We start from the raw sequence: 14,758 nt of genomic DNA on the forward strand, positions 1-14,758 counted from the left end.
CTTGTCGAGTCCGTCAAGGTTAGTGGGCGACTTAGGCCAGGATGGACGGCATGGGTGGACGCACGAGCGACGACGAGGGACCGGCCCCGCGGCCGTACCCGGTCGCGTGGTTGCTGGGACTGGCCGTCGCGGCGGCCGTGCTGGCCCCGATCCTGCACAAATGGCTGACCAACCCGCCGGACCAGCGCCTGGTCGACCTCGACGTGTACCGCTCCGGCGGAGAGGTGCTGCTGCGCGGCGCGCCGCTGTACGACTTCCTGACGCAGCCGCCGCAGCTGCTGCCGTTCACCTACCCGCCGTTCGCCGCGCTACTGGCCGTGCCGCTGACCTGGCTGTCGTGGCCGCAGGCGCAGTGGGTCTCGGTGGGGCTGCTGTACGCCGCGCTGACGATCATGGTCTGCTACGCCTTCCGCGACCTGATCCGCCGGGCGGGCCGGTGGTCGCCGGTGGCGGTCGGCGCCCTGGTCGGGGCGATGGCGTGGATGATGCCGGTCTTCGACCAGATCAGGTTCGGCCAGGTCGGCCTGTTCCTGGTGGCGATGTGCGTGGCCGACTGCGCGGCCCCCTCGCCGCGCTGGCCGCGGGGCCTGCTGGTCGGGCTGGCCACCGCGGTCAAGCTGGTGCCCGGGGTCTTCCTGATCTACTTCCTGATCACCGGTCGCCGGGAGGCCGCGGGCAACGCGGTCCTCACCGCGGCGGCGGCCACCCTGATCGGGTTCGTGGCGCGGCCGCACGACTCGCTGGACTTCTGGTTCGGCGCGATGCTCGACAGCGAGCGGGCCGGGGCGAACACGGCCACCACCAACCAGTCGATCAACGGCATGCTGCTGCGGATCTACTGGCCCGAGACGATCACCACCGCGCTCTGGCTGGTCTGTGTCGCGATCATGGCCTACCTGGGCTTCCGGCTGGCCCGCCGGGCGTCCCTGCTGGACGTCCCGGGCCCCGGCGGCCACAGCGCGGAGATGGCCGGGGTCGCGATCGTCGGGCTGCTGTCGGTGCTGCTGTCGCCGATCGGCTGGATCCACCACCTGACCTGGATCGTGCTGGTGATCGGGGCGCTGGCGGGCGACGGGCGCGACCCGCGGCGGGCGTTCACCGCGGTGGCGGTATGGATCTACTTTCTCTTTCCCATTCCCTGGTACGGAACAAGGATGATAGATCCCGAATATCCGGCAGTGGTGCGCTTTTTGGGGCGGATCGTGCAGGACGGGTACGGACTAGCTGCTGTCACATTGGTGCTGGTATTGGGCCTGTGGCTGACAAAGCGTATTCTTGCCGAACGCGAACAAGGCATTGCTTTTCGCGAACCGGCCGAGATGGGTACCCTCAAGGCGTGATGCTTGTAGCTTTGGCCGTAGCGGGTTTCGTGTCCGGGGTGGCTGGGCTTTCCATCGCGGTCATCGCCCACAACCGGGCCAACCAGGTCCTCCAGGAGTGCACCAGCGCGCTGCGCCGCCAGATGCAGGTCGTCGACGGTGAGATCGACCACCAGGCACTGCGCGACGTGGCCATCGTGCACTACGACGCGCTCAAGGAGATGGCCGGACGCCGGTCCTTCTCCCTGGCAATGATCAACTCGGCCGGCGACGGCATCGTGCTGAGCTCGATCAACGGCCGCACGGAGACCCGCACCTACGCCAAGGCCGTGCGGGCCGGCCGCGGGATCGAGGTGCTGTCCCCGGAGGAGGACCAGGTGGTGCGCGCCGCGCGGCTGGGCCGGGGCCCGGTGGTCAGCATGGACGACCCCCTGCCCGACTACGGCACGGGCAACGGCTCGTCGGCGCCTTCCGCGCACGTCTGACCCCGTCCCGTAGACTCGTTCCCGGTAACCCCACCCTTCCCGCACGCCGCCGGCGTCGCTCGCGCGTCCCGGCGGAGGAGCTGCATCCATATGCGCTACGCCTACCTGGGTCCGCAGGGGACCTTCACCGAAGCCGCGCTGCGGTCCGTCCCGGACGCCGCCGGGGCCGAGCACCTGCCGTACGCCACCGTGCCGGCCGCGCTCGACGCCCTGCGCCGCCGCGAGGTCGACGCCGCCGTGGTGGCGCTGGAGAACTCGGTGGAGGGCTCGGTGCCCACCACACTCGACGAACTGGCCACCGGCGTGCCGCTGCACATCGTCGGCGAGGTGCACCTGCCGGTCTCGTTCGCGCTGCTCGTCCGGCCGGGCACCACCCTCGCCGACGTCAAGACCGTGGCCTCGCACCCGCACGCCCAGCCGCAGTGCCGCCGCTGGCTCGCCGAGCACGTCCCGCACGCCGAATGGCGGGCCGCCACCTCCAACGCCGAGGCCGCCCAGCACGTGGCCGACGGCCACTACGACGCCGCCCTGGCCGGCTCGTTCGCCGCCGCCCGGTACGGCCTCACCGCGCTGGCCGAGAACATCCACGACATCGCCGACGCGGTGACCCGGTTCGTGGTGCTGCGCCGGCCCGGCCACCCGCCCGCCCCGACCGGCGCCGACCGCACCACGGTGGTCGCGTTCCTCGGCGAGGACCACCCGGGCGCGCTGCTGGAGATACTGCAGGAATTCGCCGTGCGCGGCATCAACATGACCCTGATCCAGTCACGGCCGACCGGGGCCGGGCTGGGCTCGTACCTGTTCTGGATGGACTTCGAGGGGCACATCCGCGACGCCCGGGTCGGCGAGACGCTGATGGGCCTGCGCCGGATCTGCGCCGACGTCCGCTACCTGGGCTCCTACGCCCGCGCCGACGCCGTCCGCCCCGAGGTGCGCCGCGGCACCCACGACGCCGACTTCACCGAGGCCGCCGCCTGGCTCGCCGCCCTGCGCACCGGCTCTTGAGCGACTTCGACGCCTACGAGCGGCGGCTGTGGGCCGGCCGGGCGGACGCCTACGGCCGCGGGTTCGCCCTGCTCACCGCGTACACCGCAGAGCCGCTGCTGGACGCGGTGGCGGCCGGGCCCGGCACCGCCCTGCTGGACGTGGGCACCGGGCCGGGCACGGTCGCGGTGGCGGCGTTGCGCCGGGGCGCCGCGGTGACGGCCGTCGACGCCGACCCCGGGATGGCCGGGGCCGCCGCGCGCGCCGCGCCGTCCCTGGACGTCCGGGTGGCCGCGCTGCCCCGGCTGCCCTTCCCCGACGCGGCGTTCGACGCCGTCACCGGCAACTTCGTGATCAACCATGTGGGCGACCCGCCGGCGGCGATGGCCGAACTGCACCGGGTGCTGCGGCCGGGCGGGCGGCTGGCGCTGACCTGCTGGCGGCTGCCGCCGACCGGCGGCCTCGCCGTCACCCGCGAGGCCATCGACCGGGCCGGGGTGGCCTGGCCGGACGACGTGCCGCCCCCGGTGTTCACGCCCCACGGGGAGCCCGCGGCGTTCGCCGCCCTGCTCGCCGCGGCCGGGTTCGCCGGCCCGGCCGTCACGGAACTCGACTGGGCGCACCACACCGACCCCGAGCACTGGTGGGAGAACGTCTCGGCGGCCGGGGTGGGCGCGGCCGGCGTCGTGATCTCCCGGCAGGACCCCGCGGCCACCGGCCGGATCAGGCGCGAGTACGACCGGCTGATGGCCGCGTACGCCACGGATCCGGGCCGGGTCGCGCTGCCGATGCACGCGCTGCTCGCCGCGGGCGGCCGATACTCGCGGGCGGACGAGGGCGGGGGACCGGTAGCCTCGGGTCTGTGATCGACCTGCGAGCTCTCCGAGAGGACCCCGACCGGCTGCGCGCCTCCCAGCGCGCCCGCGGCGAAGACGACGCCGTCGTCGACACGCTGCTCGACCTGGAGGAGCGGCGGCGTTCCGCGCTCACCCGGTTCGAGCGGCTGCGCGCCGAGCAGAAGAGCTTCGGCAAGTCCGTGTCCAAGGCCCAGGGGGACGAGCGGCAGCAGCTGCTCGACCGGGCCAAGGAGCTGTCCCAGCAGGTCAAGGAGGCCGAGGCCGAGGCGAGCCGGATCGGCGACGAGCTCGACGCCGCGCTGCGCACCGTCCCCAACCTGGTCGAGGACGGCGTCCCGCCCGGCGGCGAGCAGGACTTCCGGGTCCTGGAGCACGTGGGCGAGCCGCCCGCCTTCGACTTCGAGCCCCGCGACCACCTGGAGCTCGGCGAGGCGCTGGGCGCCATCGACACCGAGCGCGGCGCCAAGGTGTCGGGCGCCCGGTTCTTCTACCTGACCGGGGTCGGCGCGCAGCTCCAGCTCGCCCTGCTGAACCTCGCCATGGAGCAGGCCATCGAGGCGGGCTTCACCGCGATGTACCCGCCGGTTCTGGTCAAGCCGGAGGCGATGGAGGGCACCGGCTTCCTCGGCGCGCACGCGGCCGAGGTCTACCGGCTGCCGGCGGACGACCTGTACCTCGTCGGCACCTCCGAGGTCCCGCTCGCCGCCTACCACATGGACGAGATCATCGGTGATCTGCCGCGGCGGTACGTGGCCTGGTCGTCCTGCTTCCGCCGGGAGGCCGGGTCGTACGGCAAGGACACCCGCGGCATCATCCGGGTGCACCAGTTCGACAAGGTCGAGATGTTCTCCTACTGCGACCCCGCCGACTCCCACGAGGAGCACCTGCGGCTGCTGGAGTGGGAGAAGCAGATGCTGGCCAAGGTCGAGCTGCCGTACCGGGTGATCGACGTGGCGGCCGGCGACCTGGGCTCCAGCGCGGCGCGCAAGTACGACTGCGAGGCGTGGGTGCCGAGCCAGCAGGCGTACCGCGAGGTGACCTCGACCTCCAACTGCACCGACTTCCAGGCCCGCCGGCTGGCCGTGCGGCACCGGGACGAGGGCGGCCGGACCCGGCCGGTGGCCACGCTCAACGGCACCCTCGCCACCACCCGGTGGATCGTGGCGATCCTGGAGAACCACCAGCGGGCCGACGGCTCGGTCCGGGTGCCCAAGGCGTTGCAGCGGTTCGTGGGGCGCGAGGTGCTGGAGCCGATCCGGTAGTCCCCGGGGTGGCCTGGCGATCATCGGGCGGCGATACTGGGGGCGATATGTCCACACTCATGCCGCGCGTGATCGCCACCGACCTCGACGGCACCATCGTCCGCTCCGACGGCACGATCTCCCCCCGGACGGTCGCCGCGCTGGCCCGGGTGGAGCGCGCCGGGGCGACGCTGGTCATGGTCACCGGCCGCCCGCCCCGCTGGATGCACGACGTCGCCGCCGCCGTCGACCACCACGGGACGGCCATCTGCGCCAACGGCGCGGTGGTCTACGACCTGCACACCGAGACCGTCGTGCAGACCCGGCTGATCGGGCCCGAGGTGCTCGCGGCGGCGGTGCAGCGGCTACGGGCCATGGAGCCGGAGTTCCGCTTCGCCGTCGAGTACGCCACCGGCTTCGTGTTCGACACCCGCTACGACCTCGGCCGGTGGGACGCCGAGGCGTACGGCGGCCGGGCGGTGGACGACGTGACCCTGGTCGGCCGCAGCGGCACCAAGCTGCTGGCCTTCCACCCCGACGGCAACCCCGACCTGCTCGCCGAGCGCGCCGAGAAGGCCGTGGGCGACCTCGTCACGGTGACCCACTCCTCCCGGCGCGGGCTGATCGAGATGAGCGCCCACGGGGTGACCAAGGCCAGCGCGCTGGCGGAGTTCTGCACCGCGCTGGGGGTGCACGCCACGCAGGTCGTGGCGTTCGGCGACATGCCCAACGACCTGCCGATGCTCACCTGGGCGGGCACCTCCTACGGGGTGGGCAACGCCCACCCGGACGTGCTCACCGCGGTCACCCACACCACCGGCCGTAACGACGAGGACGGCGTCGCCCAGGTCCTGGAGCGCCTGTTCCCCTGACCCGCCGCGGGCGGGCACCCGTGTCCGGCCTACAGGTAGGGGCCGGACTGGCGTGGGCCCCGGTCCTCGTCGCCGCTCTGCGGGATGATGCCGGCGGGCAGGGCCCGGCGCATCTGCTCGAGCTGGGCGCGGGCGGCCATCTGCTGGGCGAACAGCGTGGTCTGGATGCCGTGGAACAGCCCCTCCAGCCAGCCGACCAGCTGGGCCTGGGCGATCCGCAGCTCGGCCTCGCTGGGCACCGTGTCCTCGGCGAACGGCAGCGACAGCCGCTCCAGCTCCTCGATCAGCTCGGGGGCCAGGCCGTCTTCGAGTTCCTTGATGGACGAGGAGTGGATCTCCTTCAGCCGGGCCCGGCTGGCCTCGTCGAGCGGGGCGGCCTTCACCTCGTCCAGCAGCTGCCGGATCATGCCGCCGATGCGCATGACCTTGGCCGGCTGCTCGACCATCTCGGTGATCGGGCGCTCGTCGCCCTCACCGTCGCCGCCCATGGCGACACCGTTCGGCCCGACCACCACGACCTGAGGGTTCTGATCGTCGTTCGTAGGCAGGTTCATAGTGCCTCCCAGTCTCACACGGTCAACAGGATTTTGCCCACGTGAACGCTACTCTCGAGCACCCGATGCGCCTGTGCCGCCTCGGGCATGGGGATCGCCCGATCGACCACCGGGCGCACCCGCCCGGCCTCGATCAACGGCCAGACCCCGGCGCGCACGCCCGCCACGATGCCGGCTTTCTCTTCCAACGGACGGGCCCGCAGCGAGGTTGCGTGCACCGCGGCGCGCTTGCGCAGCAGCAGGCTCAGGTCGATCTCGGCGCGGGCGCCGCCCTGCAGGCCGATCACCACCAGCCGGCCGCCGGGGGCCAGCGCCTCGATGTTGCGGGACAGGTACGCGGCGCCCAGGTGGTCGAGGATGACGTCCACCTCGCCCGACCGCGCCACGAAGTCCTCGGTGCGGTAGTCGATCGCCAGGTCGGCGCCGAGCTCCCGGCACCGGGCCGCCTTCTCCGGGCTGCCGACGGTGCAGATCACCCGGGCGCCGCGGGCCTTGGCGAGCTGGATCGCCATGGTGCCGATCCCGCTGCCGCCGCCGTGCACGAGGAACGTCTCGCCCTCCCGCAGCCCGGCGATCATGAAGACGTTGGACCACACGGTGCAGGCGACCTCGGGCAGCGCCGCCGCCTCGACCACGTCCACCCCGCGCGGGACGGGCAGCAGCTGCCCTGCCGGCACCGCCACCCGCTCCGCGTACCCGCCGCCGGACAGCAGCGCGCACACCTCGTCGCCCACCTGCCAGCCGGTGACGTCCGGGCCGAGTTCGGCGACGCGCCCCGACGCCTCCAGGCCGGGGTACGGCGGCGTGCCCGGCGGCGGCGGGTACAGGCCCTTGCGCTGCATGACGTCGGCCCGGTTGACCGCGCTCGCGGCGACCTCGATCACGACTTCGCCGGGCCCGGGAACGGGGTCGGGAACTTCGCTCCACTCCAGGACATCCGGGCCACCAGGCTCTTGAATTGTGATCGCGTACATAAGCCCCACGCTACTGGGGAGTGATCTCCGCTGGTGAAAGGACATCAGGTGTCGGTTTCCCTCACCTTTGCCTTAGGCTTTTGGCGACTTGCCCATGAACCAACAGCACATGCCGCGTTCTGAGGGGTAGCCGGTGGCGAAGAACGAACACGACGGGCGTTCGCTGGAGGAGCGGCTGGCCTCGCTGGACGCATTGAGCAGCGAATCCCCGGCCCCGGCCGACCAGGCCGATGAGCAGGCATCCGAACTGCCGTCCTCCCCCTGGCTGGCCGCCCCGCTCACACCCGACGCGCCACCGGTCTACGACCCGACCCCGCCCCCGACCGGCCCGATGGGGCTTCCGCCCGCCCCACCCCGGCAGGGCGAGCCGGGCTCCCCGCAGACCTTCGGCCGGCCCGGCTCCGGCGAGGGCGGCCCGGTCGACTTCGCCAAGCCCGCCGAGCCCGCACCCGACCGGCCGTCCGGCGGATCCGACCAGCCCGCCTCCGGGCCGACGCCGCCCGCCCAGCCCGGCCGCGGCGAGCCCGGCCCGGCGCAACCGTTCAGCCAGCAGAGCGAACCCCGCCCCGCACAACCGTTCGGACAGCAAGGCGAGCCTGGTCCCACGCAACCGTTCGGGCACCAAGGCGAGCCCGGCCCGGCACAGCCGATCGGCCATCAGGGCGAGCCCGGTTCCGCACAGTCATTCGGACACCAGGGCGAACCCGGTCCCGCACAACCGTTCGGGCAGCATGGTGGGCCTGCTCTCCCGCAACCGTCCGGGCACCAGGGCGAACCCGGTCCCGCGCAGCCGTTCGGACAGCAAGGCGAGCCTGGTCCGGCACAGCCGTTCGGGCACCAAGGCGGGCCCGGCCCGGCACAGCCGTTCGGGCCGTCCGTCCCCAGCCCCAGGCCGCCCGGTGAGCACGGTCCCGCCCAGCCGTTCGGGCCACCCGCGCCGACGCCGTTCGGGCAGCCGGGTCCCGCCCAGCCCGCCTTCGGCGGACCGGGCCCTGCCCAGCCGGCTCCGGGCGGACCGGTGCCAGGCCAGGGCGGGCCGCCGCCGGGGCCGCCCGGCGGGCGACAGCAGGGCCGGCCCGGAGAGGACGGTCCCATCCAGGGGGCCGAGGGCGGGGCGCCCGGCCCGCCCTCCGGGTACACCACTCCGGCCACCGGGCCGTGGGCCCCGAGCACGTCGTGGTCTCCCCCCGCTCCGGCCGCCCCAACGCCCGGGGCCTGGTACGCCGAACCCGCTGCCCCCGGCCCGGGGCAGGCGCCCGTACCGCCCCCGTACAACCCGGCCGGCGGAGTGGCGCCTCCCCCGCCGGGCTACGGCAATCCGCCACCTGCCGGCCCGCCGCCCGCTCCGGCGCCCGCCGGCCCACCGGCCGGTCCGGAAGCCGCCGGTCAGCCGGCCGCCCCGGCACCCGCCCACCCGCCGGCCGGTCCGGAGCCCGCCGGCGCGCCGCCCGTTCCGCCGCACCGTCCCCCGGCCGAGGCCCCGCTCGCGGCGGGCCCGCCGCTGGCCCCGCTGCCGCCGACCGCCCCGCCGCCCCAACCGCCCGCCCGCCCGCAGAACGCCGACAGCCTCAGCGCCGAGACGCTGCTGCGCGGCCGGCAGCGCGCCCCCGCCAGCGGCTGGCGCCGGGCGCTGTACAAGGCCACCGGCGGGGTGGTGCACCCGGGCGAGTCCCCGGCCGAACTGCGCCGCCGCGAACTGGTCGCGCGGGCCTGCACCCCCGTGGCGGGCGGGCACCACCGGGTCGCGGTGATGTCCCTCAAGGGCGGGGTCGGCAAGACCACCACCACGGTCGGGCTGGGCGCCACGCTGGCGTCCGTCCGCGGCGACCGGGTCATCGCGGTCGACGCCAACCCCGACCGGGGCACGCTCAGCGACAAGGTGCCGCTGGAGACCGCCGCGACCGTCCGGGACCTGCTCAACGAGAAGGACCAGATCCAGCGGTACGCCGATGTGCGGGCCTTCACCTCGCAGTCGTCCTCGCGGCTGGAGGTGCTCGCCTCGGACCGCGACCCGGCGGTGTCCGAGGCGTTCAGCGCGGACGACTACTGCGCGGTCGCGGACGTCCTGGAGCACTACTACTCGATCTGCCTGACCGACTGCGGCACCGGCCTGCTGCACTCGGCGATGTCGGGGGTGCTCAGCCTCGCCAACCAGCTCGTCCTGGTCAGCTCGGCCTCGGTGGACGGCGCCCGCTCGGCCAGCGCCACCCTCGACTGGCTGGAGGCGCACGAGCACGGCGACCTGGTCCGCAACGGGGTGGTCGTCCTGTCGATGGTGCGCCCGCGCAGCAAGAGCTCGGTGGACCTGGACCGGTTGCAGCAACACTTCGAGGGCCGCTGCCGGGCCGTGGTGCGCATCCCCTATGACCCGCACCTGGAAGAGGGCGCCGAGGTCGAACTCGACGCGCTCACCCCCGCCTGCCAGGACGCCTACCTCCAGCTCGCCGCCGAGGTCGGCGACGGCTTCGCCTGGCCCCAGTGACCGGACGTGCCGTCCCCGCCGGGCGGGGACGGCACGCGGACGGCTCCGGACGTCAGGTCCGGAAGAAGGCGGCGATGCTGCTCAGCACAGACGTGTTGCCGAGGAACCCGAGGTGGGTCTCGCAGCCCACGTTGTTGTTCGTCGCGCCGCTCAGCCGGGTGCTGGTGTAGGGGATGATGATGCCGTCGCAGGCGGAGTACCAGGTGCCGTACTTGGTGCTGCCCGGGGTCTCGTCACCGAAGGTGATCTGGCTGATGAAGCTGGAGCCCGGGTACATCTGCTGGCAGGTGATGTAGATGATGCAGCCCGCCGCGTAGGTGGTGCCGTGGTTGGCGCCGGCGATCGAGGCCAGGTGGTCGACGTTGGGGTTGCCGTTCAGCACCTTGAGGTAGTACTGGCTGACCAGACCGCCCATCGAGTGGTTGACGATGTCGACCTTGGACGCGCCGGTGCGCGACTTGACCTGGCTGACGTAACTGGCCAGACCCTGCGCGTTGGAGACGTTGCTGCCGTAGGAGTTGTAGTTGTAGGTGAACAGCTGGTTGCTCGGGTAGCCGGCCGCGCGGAACACCGACATCGCGGTGTTCCAGTTGGACGCGCCGCCGCCGAACCCGTGCACGAAGATCACGGGCGTTCCGGGTGCGGCGCTGGCACTGGGCGCCGGCCCGAACACGAGCAGTGCGGTGACCAGGGCCGTGAGCATGCCGAGAATTCGGCGCATGGCGGGAACCCTCCTTCGGGGGTGGGAGGTCGGGTCCCTGCAGATTCATTCAATCTTCAACCTCATGCATCGGCGGAATCACCGGCTCCATGGGGCCTGTCACAACTGCCCAGAGTGAGCACGTTCCAGTAGGCAACGCATCACAGAAAGCAAAGTGACAATCTGTCACCCCCGTTGACCTGAGAGGAGTTCCGCACCGCCCGCCCGGACGACGGCAATGATGCTCACCATGCGTAGCGAACGCCCCACCACACACCCCTGACGTGGAAGGATCCTGACCGCCCCGCCTGGGCACGGTCCCACCCCTCGGCGCCCTGGAGCCCGGAAACCACCGATCCGGCCCACGTCCCCTCGGCCGCAGGAACCGCCCACCCGAAATTCCGGTGGCTCCGGTGCCTGGTGGGCATGAGAAACTAGGCCCGGCGGAGGGGCCCTCCCGGCCTCCACCGCCACGGCCGGTCACGGCCCGGAGCGGCGCACCTCTACCGTCCGGGCGACGAGACCGCAGCCAGGAGGGCTCGCATAGTGGACGAGTGCGACGGTCTTGAAAACCGTTGAGTCGGTAGCCCCGGCTCCGTGGGTTCGAATCCCACGCCCTCCGCCCACCAGCATCTCCCCAGGTCAGGGGCGCGGTTTCGGCACTGATCCATGATCGGTGTGCAGTGGTCATGGAGTCCGCGCCGCCAGGGTCACCGCATCAGATCGGTCGGATGAACCCGGACCAGAGGGCTATGCCGCCTTCTGTGCTCCCGCGCTTCCGGCGCGGCCAGGGCGACTCCGGGGAAGCAGGAAGACGTTCTCTTGATTCCAGGCAAGCTGGGGGTCCTGCGCCTACCGTGGGAATCGTTGAGGCTTCCACGGATGGAGGCGGGTCATGCCCGAAAGCACATCCATCGGCGCCCGGCTGAAGCGGCTACGGCGTGCGCAGTCCCTTACCCAGGAGCAGCTTGCCGAGGCCGCCGGGGTGTCGGTCGACCTAGTGGCGAAGCTGGAGCAGGGGCGGAGGGAAACCGCTCGGATCACATCACTGATCGCGCTGGCGAACGCGCTGGATGTCGAGTTGTCCGAACTCGTGGGCAAGCGGCCCCGTCTCGGCACCGGCGAGGACGGACGTTTCCTGGCCGTGCGCGACGTCCTCCTATCACCCGATGCGCTGCCCGGGCTCGACCCGCTCGACAACGGAGAACCGCCCGCACTCGACGCCATTGAGCAAGCGATCGGGGCTGCGTGGGGCGACTACTGGGCGGGGCGGCTGACCCGGCTGGCCGCAACAGTGCCCGGGTTGATCGGTGAGTCCCGGCTGGCGATCGGAGCGTACGGGACGGCTGCGGCCGGGGTGCTGGCCCAGTCCTACCAGCTGGCCGCTTGCCTGCTGGTGCACCTCGGTAAGGACGACCTCGCGGTGATCGGCGCTGAGCGAGCCGTCGCGGCAGCGGCGGCCGGGGACGACGAACTGCGGTGGGTCACCCTGCACGGCACCTATGCGTGGTGTTTGCTGCACCAGGGGCGGACCGAGGCGGCCGAGCGGCACGCCGTGCGGGTGGCCGAGCGGACCGAACCGGTGATCAGTAAAGCGGCGCCACCGCATCTGACGGTGTGGGGCGGGCTGCTGCTAACCGCGATGGCCGCGGCGGCGGCCGGCGGACGCTCGGGCCCGGCAGGTGACTACATCGGGTTGGCCCGGTCGGCGGCGGGCCGGTTCGACCACGACCGGCTCGACTACCAGGTGACGTTCGGCCCCACGCAGGTGGCGGTCCAGGCCACCCATGCGGGCGCCGTCTTGCGCGAGCCCGCACGGGCGCTGAAGGCCGCCAGGCAGGTGCGCCGTGACGACCTCCCGCCGGTCGCGTACGGCCGACACCTGGTCGACGTCGCCCAAGCGCACCTCGATGCACGCCACCACAGGACTGCCGAAACGACACTTCTGGAGGCCGAGGCGATCTCCACTGAGTGGTTCCGTCACCAGGGACCGGCCCGCGCCATGATCGCCGAACTCGTGCGCGAGACCACTCGTCTATCCGCTCCACTGCGGCGTCTCGCTCGGGCCGTCGAAGCCAACTAGGACACCACGTCCGAGTACGTCCGGATACGGCCATGACCATCCGGACGGACCATCCCTGGTCGTCTGTGACAGGCGCGGTTTAACTGACCGTGAGCACTGAAACACAGGCGGCCCCGGGCCGGTGCGGCAACACCGGTGGTTCCGGGGCCTGACCAGGAAACGAGGTCCTGGCTGATGAGCAAGGTATCCGAGATCGGCGGTCGGTCGTGACCGCGATGGTGGTCGCCCCATGGGCGGCAACGGAGTTCGACCCTGACAGGGTGGCGGCGGAGTTGCAGCGCCGGTTCCCCGGGGTGTGCGTGTGGTTCGGGGAGTTCACCGGTCGGTGGTGGGCGGTGACCCGGCGAGAACTCGTCGAGGCAGCCGAACCGGCCGAACTCGGTCGGCGGCTGGAGGCGCTTCTTTGCTCTCCTAGGCCGGTTCCGCCGCAGGGTGTGGTCGCTGGCCCGGCTGGACGGTGGACCGTCCCTGCCAGCCGGCCCGTCTCGCCGCCCTCGGAGCCTCGCCGGGAACGGCGACATGCTCGCCCGGATCGGCCCGCGTTGTGGCGGCGGGTGTTGGGCGCCTTCGTGGTCCGGGAGGTGCGGTCGTGACGACGCCGTACTACGCGGGTGGCCCGCCTCGCCTGTTCGCCTGGGACGCCCATCTCGGCGGCGGCCGGGGCGCGGGTGGGATCACCGGCGACGAGAAGCGGGCGCGCGAGCGGCTGGCCGAGGTGCTGCGTGGTGAACCGGCCGGGACCCGGGGCCTGGTGCGCCGCGCCTATCACACCGGGTCCGGGCACGAGCCGTACGAGTACGGGGAACCGGTCGCGATCGGCACCGCGACCGCCCGCGGGGTGACATGGACATGACACGGTTCAGTGGCCCCTTGAAAACCGTTACCCCCGGGAGCCACCACGTCGGTATGCGGCGCGACTCACCGGGCGTGGCTTCCCTACGGTTGGCCCTGGGCAGACTCCATGCCCGAGACCGTGGTCGTGGAGCGATGCCCCGCCTGCCTTGAGAGGCACCCGATCTGATCAAGGCCAGGCCGCAACGTCGGGACCGGGTTTGCAAGCCAGTGCCCAGGAATCGATCTAGCTACTGCTGCTCCAGGCCGACGCGGTCCGGATTCGAGCGCAGATGAGGGTGACCTCATCCGGATCCGGCAGAGTGCCCTCGCGGAACAGCGCTGTTTGCAGACCTGGCCCGAAGGCGCTGAAACGCGTCATCACCTCCAGCGTGATCGGTTGGACCACGAAGTGGATGTGCCCAGGTACTGCGCCTGCGTGCGACCACAGACAGGTGTAAACCTGTTCGGGATCCATGACCTCGGTGACCGCTGCGGCGGTCTGATGGAGCAGGGGACCGAGTTCTGCGCTTTCGGCCTTGCTGAGGTCGGCGAGGTGCAGCACGTGGCGGATCGGCTTGACCACGAGTGTCCCCACCCCGAGCGGGCCAACGGTGTGTTCCACGACCCAATGAGCAGTCTGGTGAAGCCGACCGCCCGGGAGCGGCCGCGCTCCGGACAACAGATCGCAGGCAAGGCATTCCGTCTGCGGGAGCGAAATCATCAGTCAATGCTCCTTGGCTGCACGCTCGTGTGCCATGGCGCTCCGGAGGCTGAAGGACAGCGCTGCGGGAAGCAGGAAGGCGTCCTCTTGGTTCCGGGCAAGCCGGGGTCCGGCGCCTTGCCCGTGTGATCGTTGAGGATAGGTGGTGCTCCAACCCCACCTATCCTCAACGATCACCGGCGCATGCGCCTACGGCTGGGGCTTCGGAGCGCGCCTTAGACTCCTCGCATGAATCTCAGTGACGCGACTCGCATGATCTTGGCGGAGTCCGCGGCCTTTCCGGAGCTGATGAGGGCCGCGCGCGACGCTTATGACAAGTTGGCCGCCGGCCGCCGGGTTCATCACGCCGACCTGAGCTGGATACTCAGGGAGGCCTGCCGCAAGGACCTCTACGGTGTCCTCATCCGCAAGCACGGCACTGGAGCCTTCGAGGACATGGTCGTCGTTCTCAGTCGCGAGATCGATCGGCAGGTACCGGTCCTCAGCCGCTGACCATGGCGAACCGCTGCCGCCCCGGCTGCTCGGGCGCGCTCACGAAGCGCGGTGCAAGAGCGGTTTCTGGTACAGCAGGCTGTACTACGCCGTCCGCCGGACAGAGATCGTTCCGCTGTCCTAGGGTTCCGGTGCGAGAGTGCCGGCGGCGGGAGGAGGG

The 14,758-nt window shown here is 72.0% G+C and carries 14 protein-coding genes and 1 tRNA gene; 11 read left to right on the top strand and 4 right to left on the bottom strand.

Annotated elements, in window-relative coordinates:
- Nucleotides 1-50: 50 nt before the first annotated feature.
- From DPM19_RS12680 to DPM19_RS12705, 6 genes are all read left to right on the top strand, one after another.
- A complete protein-coding gene (locus DPM19_RS12680; RefSeq protein ID WP_111866654.1) occupies nucleotides 51-1,340 on the top strand; it encodes a glycosyltransferase 87 family protein in 1,290 nt (429 codons plus the stop codon).
- A 38-nt stretch (nucleotides 1,341-1,378) separates the two neighbouring features.
- The gene (locus tag DPM19_RS12685) at nucleotides 1,379-1,804 is read left to right on the top strand and encodes a DUF4446 family protein (protein ID WP_233510092.1); all 426 of its coding nucleotides are present in this window, start codon (nucleotides 1,379-1,381) and stop codon (nucleotides 1,802-1,804) included.
- Nucleotides 1,805-1,888: 84 nt separating this feature from the next.
- On the top strand, nucleotides 1,889-2,809 hold the full coding sequence (gene pheA / locus DPM19_RS12690) for a prephenate dehydratase (RefSeq protein ID WP_233510143.1): 921 nt from the start codon (nucleotides 1,889-1,891) through the stop codon (nucleotides 2,807-2,809).
- Nucleotides 2,806-3,654 (top strand): class I SAM-dependent methyltransferase, encoded by an 849-nt coding sequence (locus tag DPM19_RS12695; RefSeq protein ID WP_199485055.1) that lies wholly within the window; start codon nucleotides 2,806-2,808, stop codon nucleotides 3,652-3,654. Before pheA ends, DPM19_RS12695 begins: the two co-directional genes overlap by 4 nt.
- Nucleotides 3,651-4,907 (top strand): serine--tRNA ligase, encoded by a 1,257-nt coding sequence (gene serS / locus DPM19_RS12700; protein WP_111866662.1) that lies wholly within the window; start codon nucleotides 3,651-3,653, stop codon nucleotides 4,905-4,907. The genes DPM19_RS12695 and serS overlap by 4 nt, the downstream gene beginning before the upstream one ends.
- 59 nt (nucleotides 4,908-4,966) lie before the next feature.
- Complete coding sequence (locus tag DPM19_RS12705; RefSeq protein ID WP_233510095.1) at nucleotides 4,967-5,758, top strand: HAD family hydrolase; 792 nt, start codon at nucleotides 4,967-4,969, stop codon at nucleotides 5,756-5,758.
- Nucleotides 5,759-5,787: 29 nt separating this feature from the next.
- On the opposite strand, the gene DPM19_RS12710 is transcribed toward DPM19_RS12705, so the two are convergent.
- Nucleotides 5,788-6,312, bottom strand: coding sequence for a bacterial proteasome activator family protein (locus DPM19_RS12710; RefSeq protein WP_111866667.1), 525 nt, complete (start codon nucleotides 6,310-6,312; stop codon nucleotides 5,788-5,790).
- Between the two features lie 14 nt (nucleotides 6,313-6,326).
- Nucleotides 6,327-7,286, bottom strand: coding sequence for an NAD(P)H-quinone oxidoreductase (locus DPM19_RS12715; protein ID WP_111866670.1), 960 nt, complete (start codon nucleotides 7,284-7,286; stop codon nucleotides 6,327-6,329).
- A 133-nt stretch (nucleotides 7,287-7,419) separates the two neighbouring features.
- Here DPM19_RS12715 and DPM19_RS36945 point away from each other — a divergent pair, with 133 nt between their 5' ends.
- Entirely contained in the window at nucleotides 7,420-9,768 is a 2,349-nt protein-coding gene (locus DPM19_RS36945; protein ID WP_325050224.1) for a nucleotide-binding protein, read from the top strand.
- A 52-nt stretch (nucleotides 9,769-9,820) separates the two neighbouring features.
- Here DPM19_RS36945 and DPM19_RS12725 read toward each other — a convergent pair whose 3' ends face one another.
- Nucleotides 9,821-10,489: an esterase/lipase family protein gene (locus DPM19_RS12725; protein ID WP_111866673.1), complete on the bottom strand. Its 669-nt coding sequence runs from the start codon at nucleotides 10,487-10,489 to the stop codon at nucleotides 9,821-9,823.
- Between the two features lie 511 nt (nucleotides 10,490-11,000).
- Here DPM19_RS12725 and DPM19_RS12730 point away from each other — a divergent pair.
- The 3 genes from DPM19_RS12730 to DPM19_RS12740 all read left to right on the top strand — a co-directional run bounded on the left by DPM19_RS12730 (nucleotide 11,001) and on the right by DPM19_RS12740 (nucleotide 13,404).
- Nucleotides 11,001-11,090, top strand: a tRNA-Ser gene (locus DPM19_RS12730).
- A gap of 273 nt (nucleotides 11,091-11,363) precedes the next feature.
- A complete protein-coding gene (locus DPM19_RS12735; RefSeq protein ID WP_111866676.1) occupies nucleotides 11,364-12,551 on the top strand; it encodes a helix-turn-helix domain-containing protein in 1,188 nt (395 codons plus the stop codon).
- Between the two features lie 589 nt (nucleotides 12,552-13,140).
- On the top strand, nucleotides 13,141-13,404 hold the full coding sequence (locus DPM19_RS12740; protein WP_111866678.1) for a hypothetical protein: 264 nt from the start codon (nucleotides 13,141-13,143) through the stop codon (nucleotides 13,402-13,404).
- A gap of 225 nt (nucleotides 13,405-13,629) precedes the next feature.
- Here DPM19_RS12740 and DPM19_RS12745 read toward each other — a convergent pair whose 3' ends face one another.
- The gene (locus DPM19_RS12745) at nucleotides 13,630-13,968 is read right to left on the bottom strand and encodes an HIT family protein (protein ID WP_199485056.1); all 339 of its coding nucleotides are present in this window, start codon (nucleotides 13,966-13,968) and stop codon (nucleotides 13,630-13,632) included.
- Nucleotides 13,969-14,334: 366 nt separating this feature from the next.
- Between DPM19_RS12745 and DPM19_RS12750 the strand changes: the two genes are divergently transcribed.
- Nucleotides 14,335-14,598: a hypothetical protein gene (locus tag DPM19_RS12750; RefSeq protein ID WP_146778842.1), complete on the top strand. Its 264-nt coding sequence runs from the start codon at nucleotides 14,335-14,337 to the stop codon at nucleotides 14,596-14,598.
- Nucleotides 14,599-14,758: the final 160 nt, after the last annotated feature.

The sequence above is a fragment of the Actinomadura craniellae genome, assembly GCF_003289645.1.
Classification (GTDB): Bacteria; Actinomycetota; Actinomycetes; order Streptosporangiales; family Streptosporangiaceae; genus Actinomadura_D; species Actinomadura_D craniellae.

Bases quoted from the DNA above. Each gene is read 5' to 3' on its own strand.
- DPM19_RS12735 (WP_111866676.1), top strand. From the start codon at position 11,364: ATGCCCGAAAGCACATCCATCGGCGCCCGGCTGAAGCGGCTACGGCGT.
- DPM19_RS12725 (WP_111866673.1), bottom strand. From the start codon at position 10,489: ATGCGCCGAATTCTCGGCATGCTCACGGCCCTGGTCACCGCACTGCTC.
- DPM19_RS12710 (WP_111866667.1), bottom strand. From the start codon at position 6,312: ATGAACCTGCCTACGAACGACGATCAGAACCCTCAGGTCGTGGTGGTC.
- DPM19_RS12680 (WP_111866654.1), top strand. From the start codon at position 51: ATGGGTGGACGCACGAGCGACGACGAGGGACCGGCCCCGCGGCCGTAC.
- DPM19_RS12705 (WP_233510095.1), top strand. From the start codon at position 4,967: ATGCCGCGCGTGATCGCCACCGACCTCGACGGCACCATCGTCCGCTCC.
- DPM19_RS12750 (WP_146778842.1), top strand. From the start codon at position 14,335: ATGAATCTCAGTGACGCGACTCGCATGATCTTGGCGGAGTCCGCGGCC.
- DPM19_RS12715 (WP_111866670.1), bottom strand. From the start codon at position 7,286: ATGTACGCGATCACAATTCAAGAGCCTGGTGGCCCGGATGTCCTGGAG.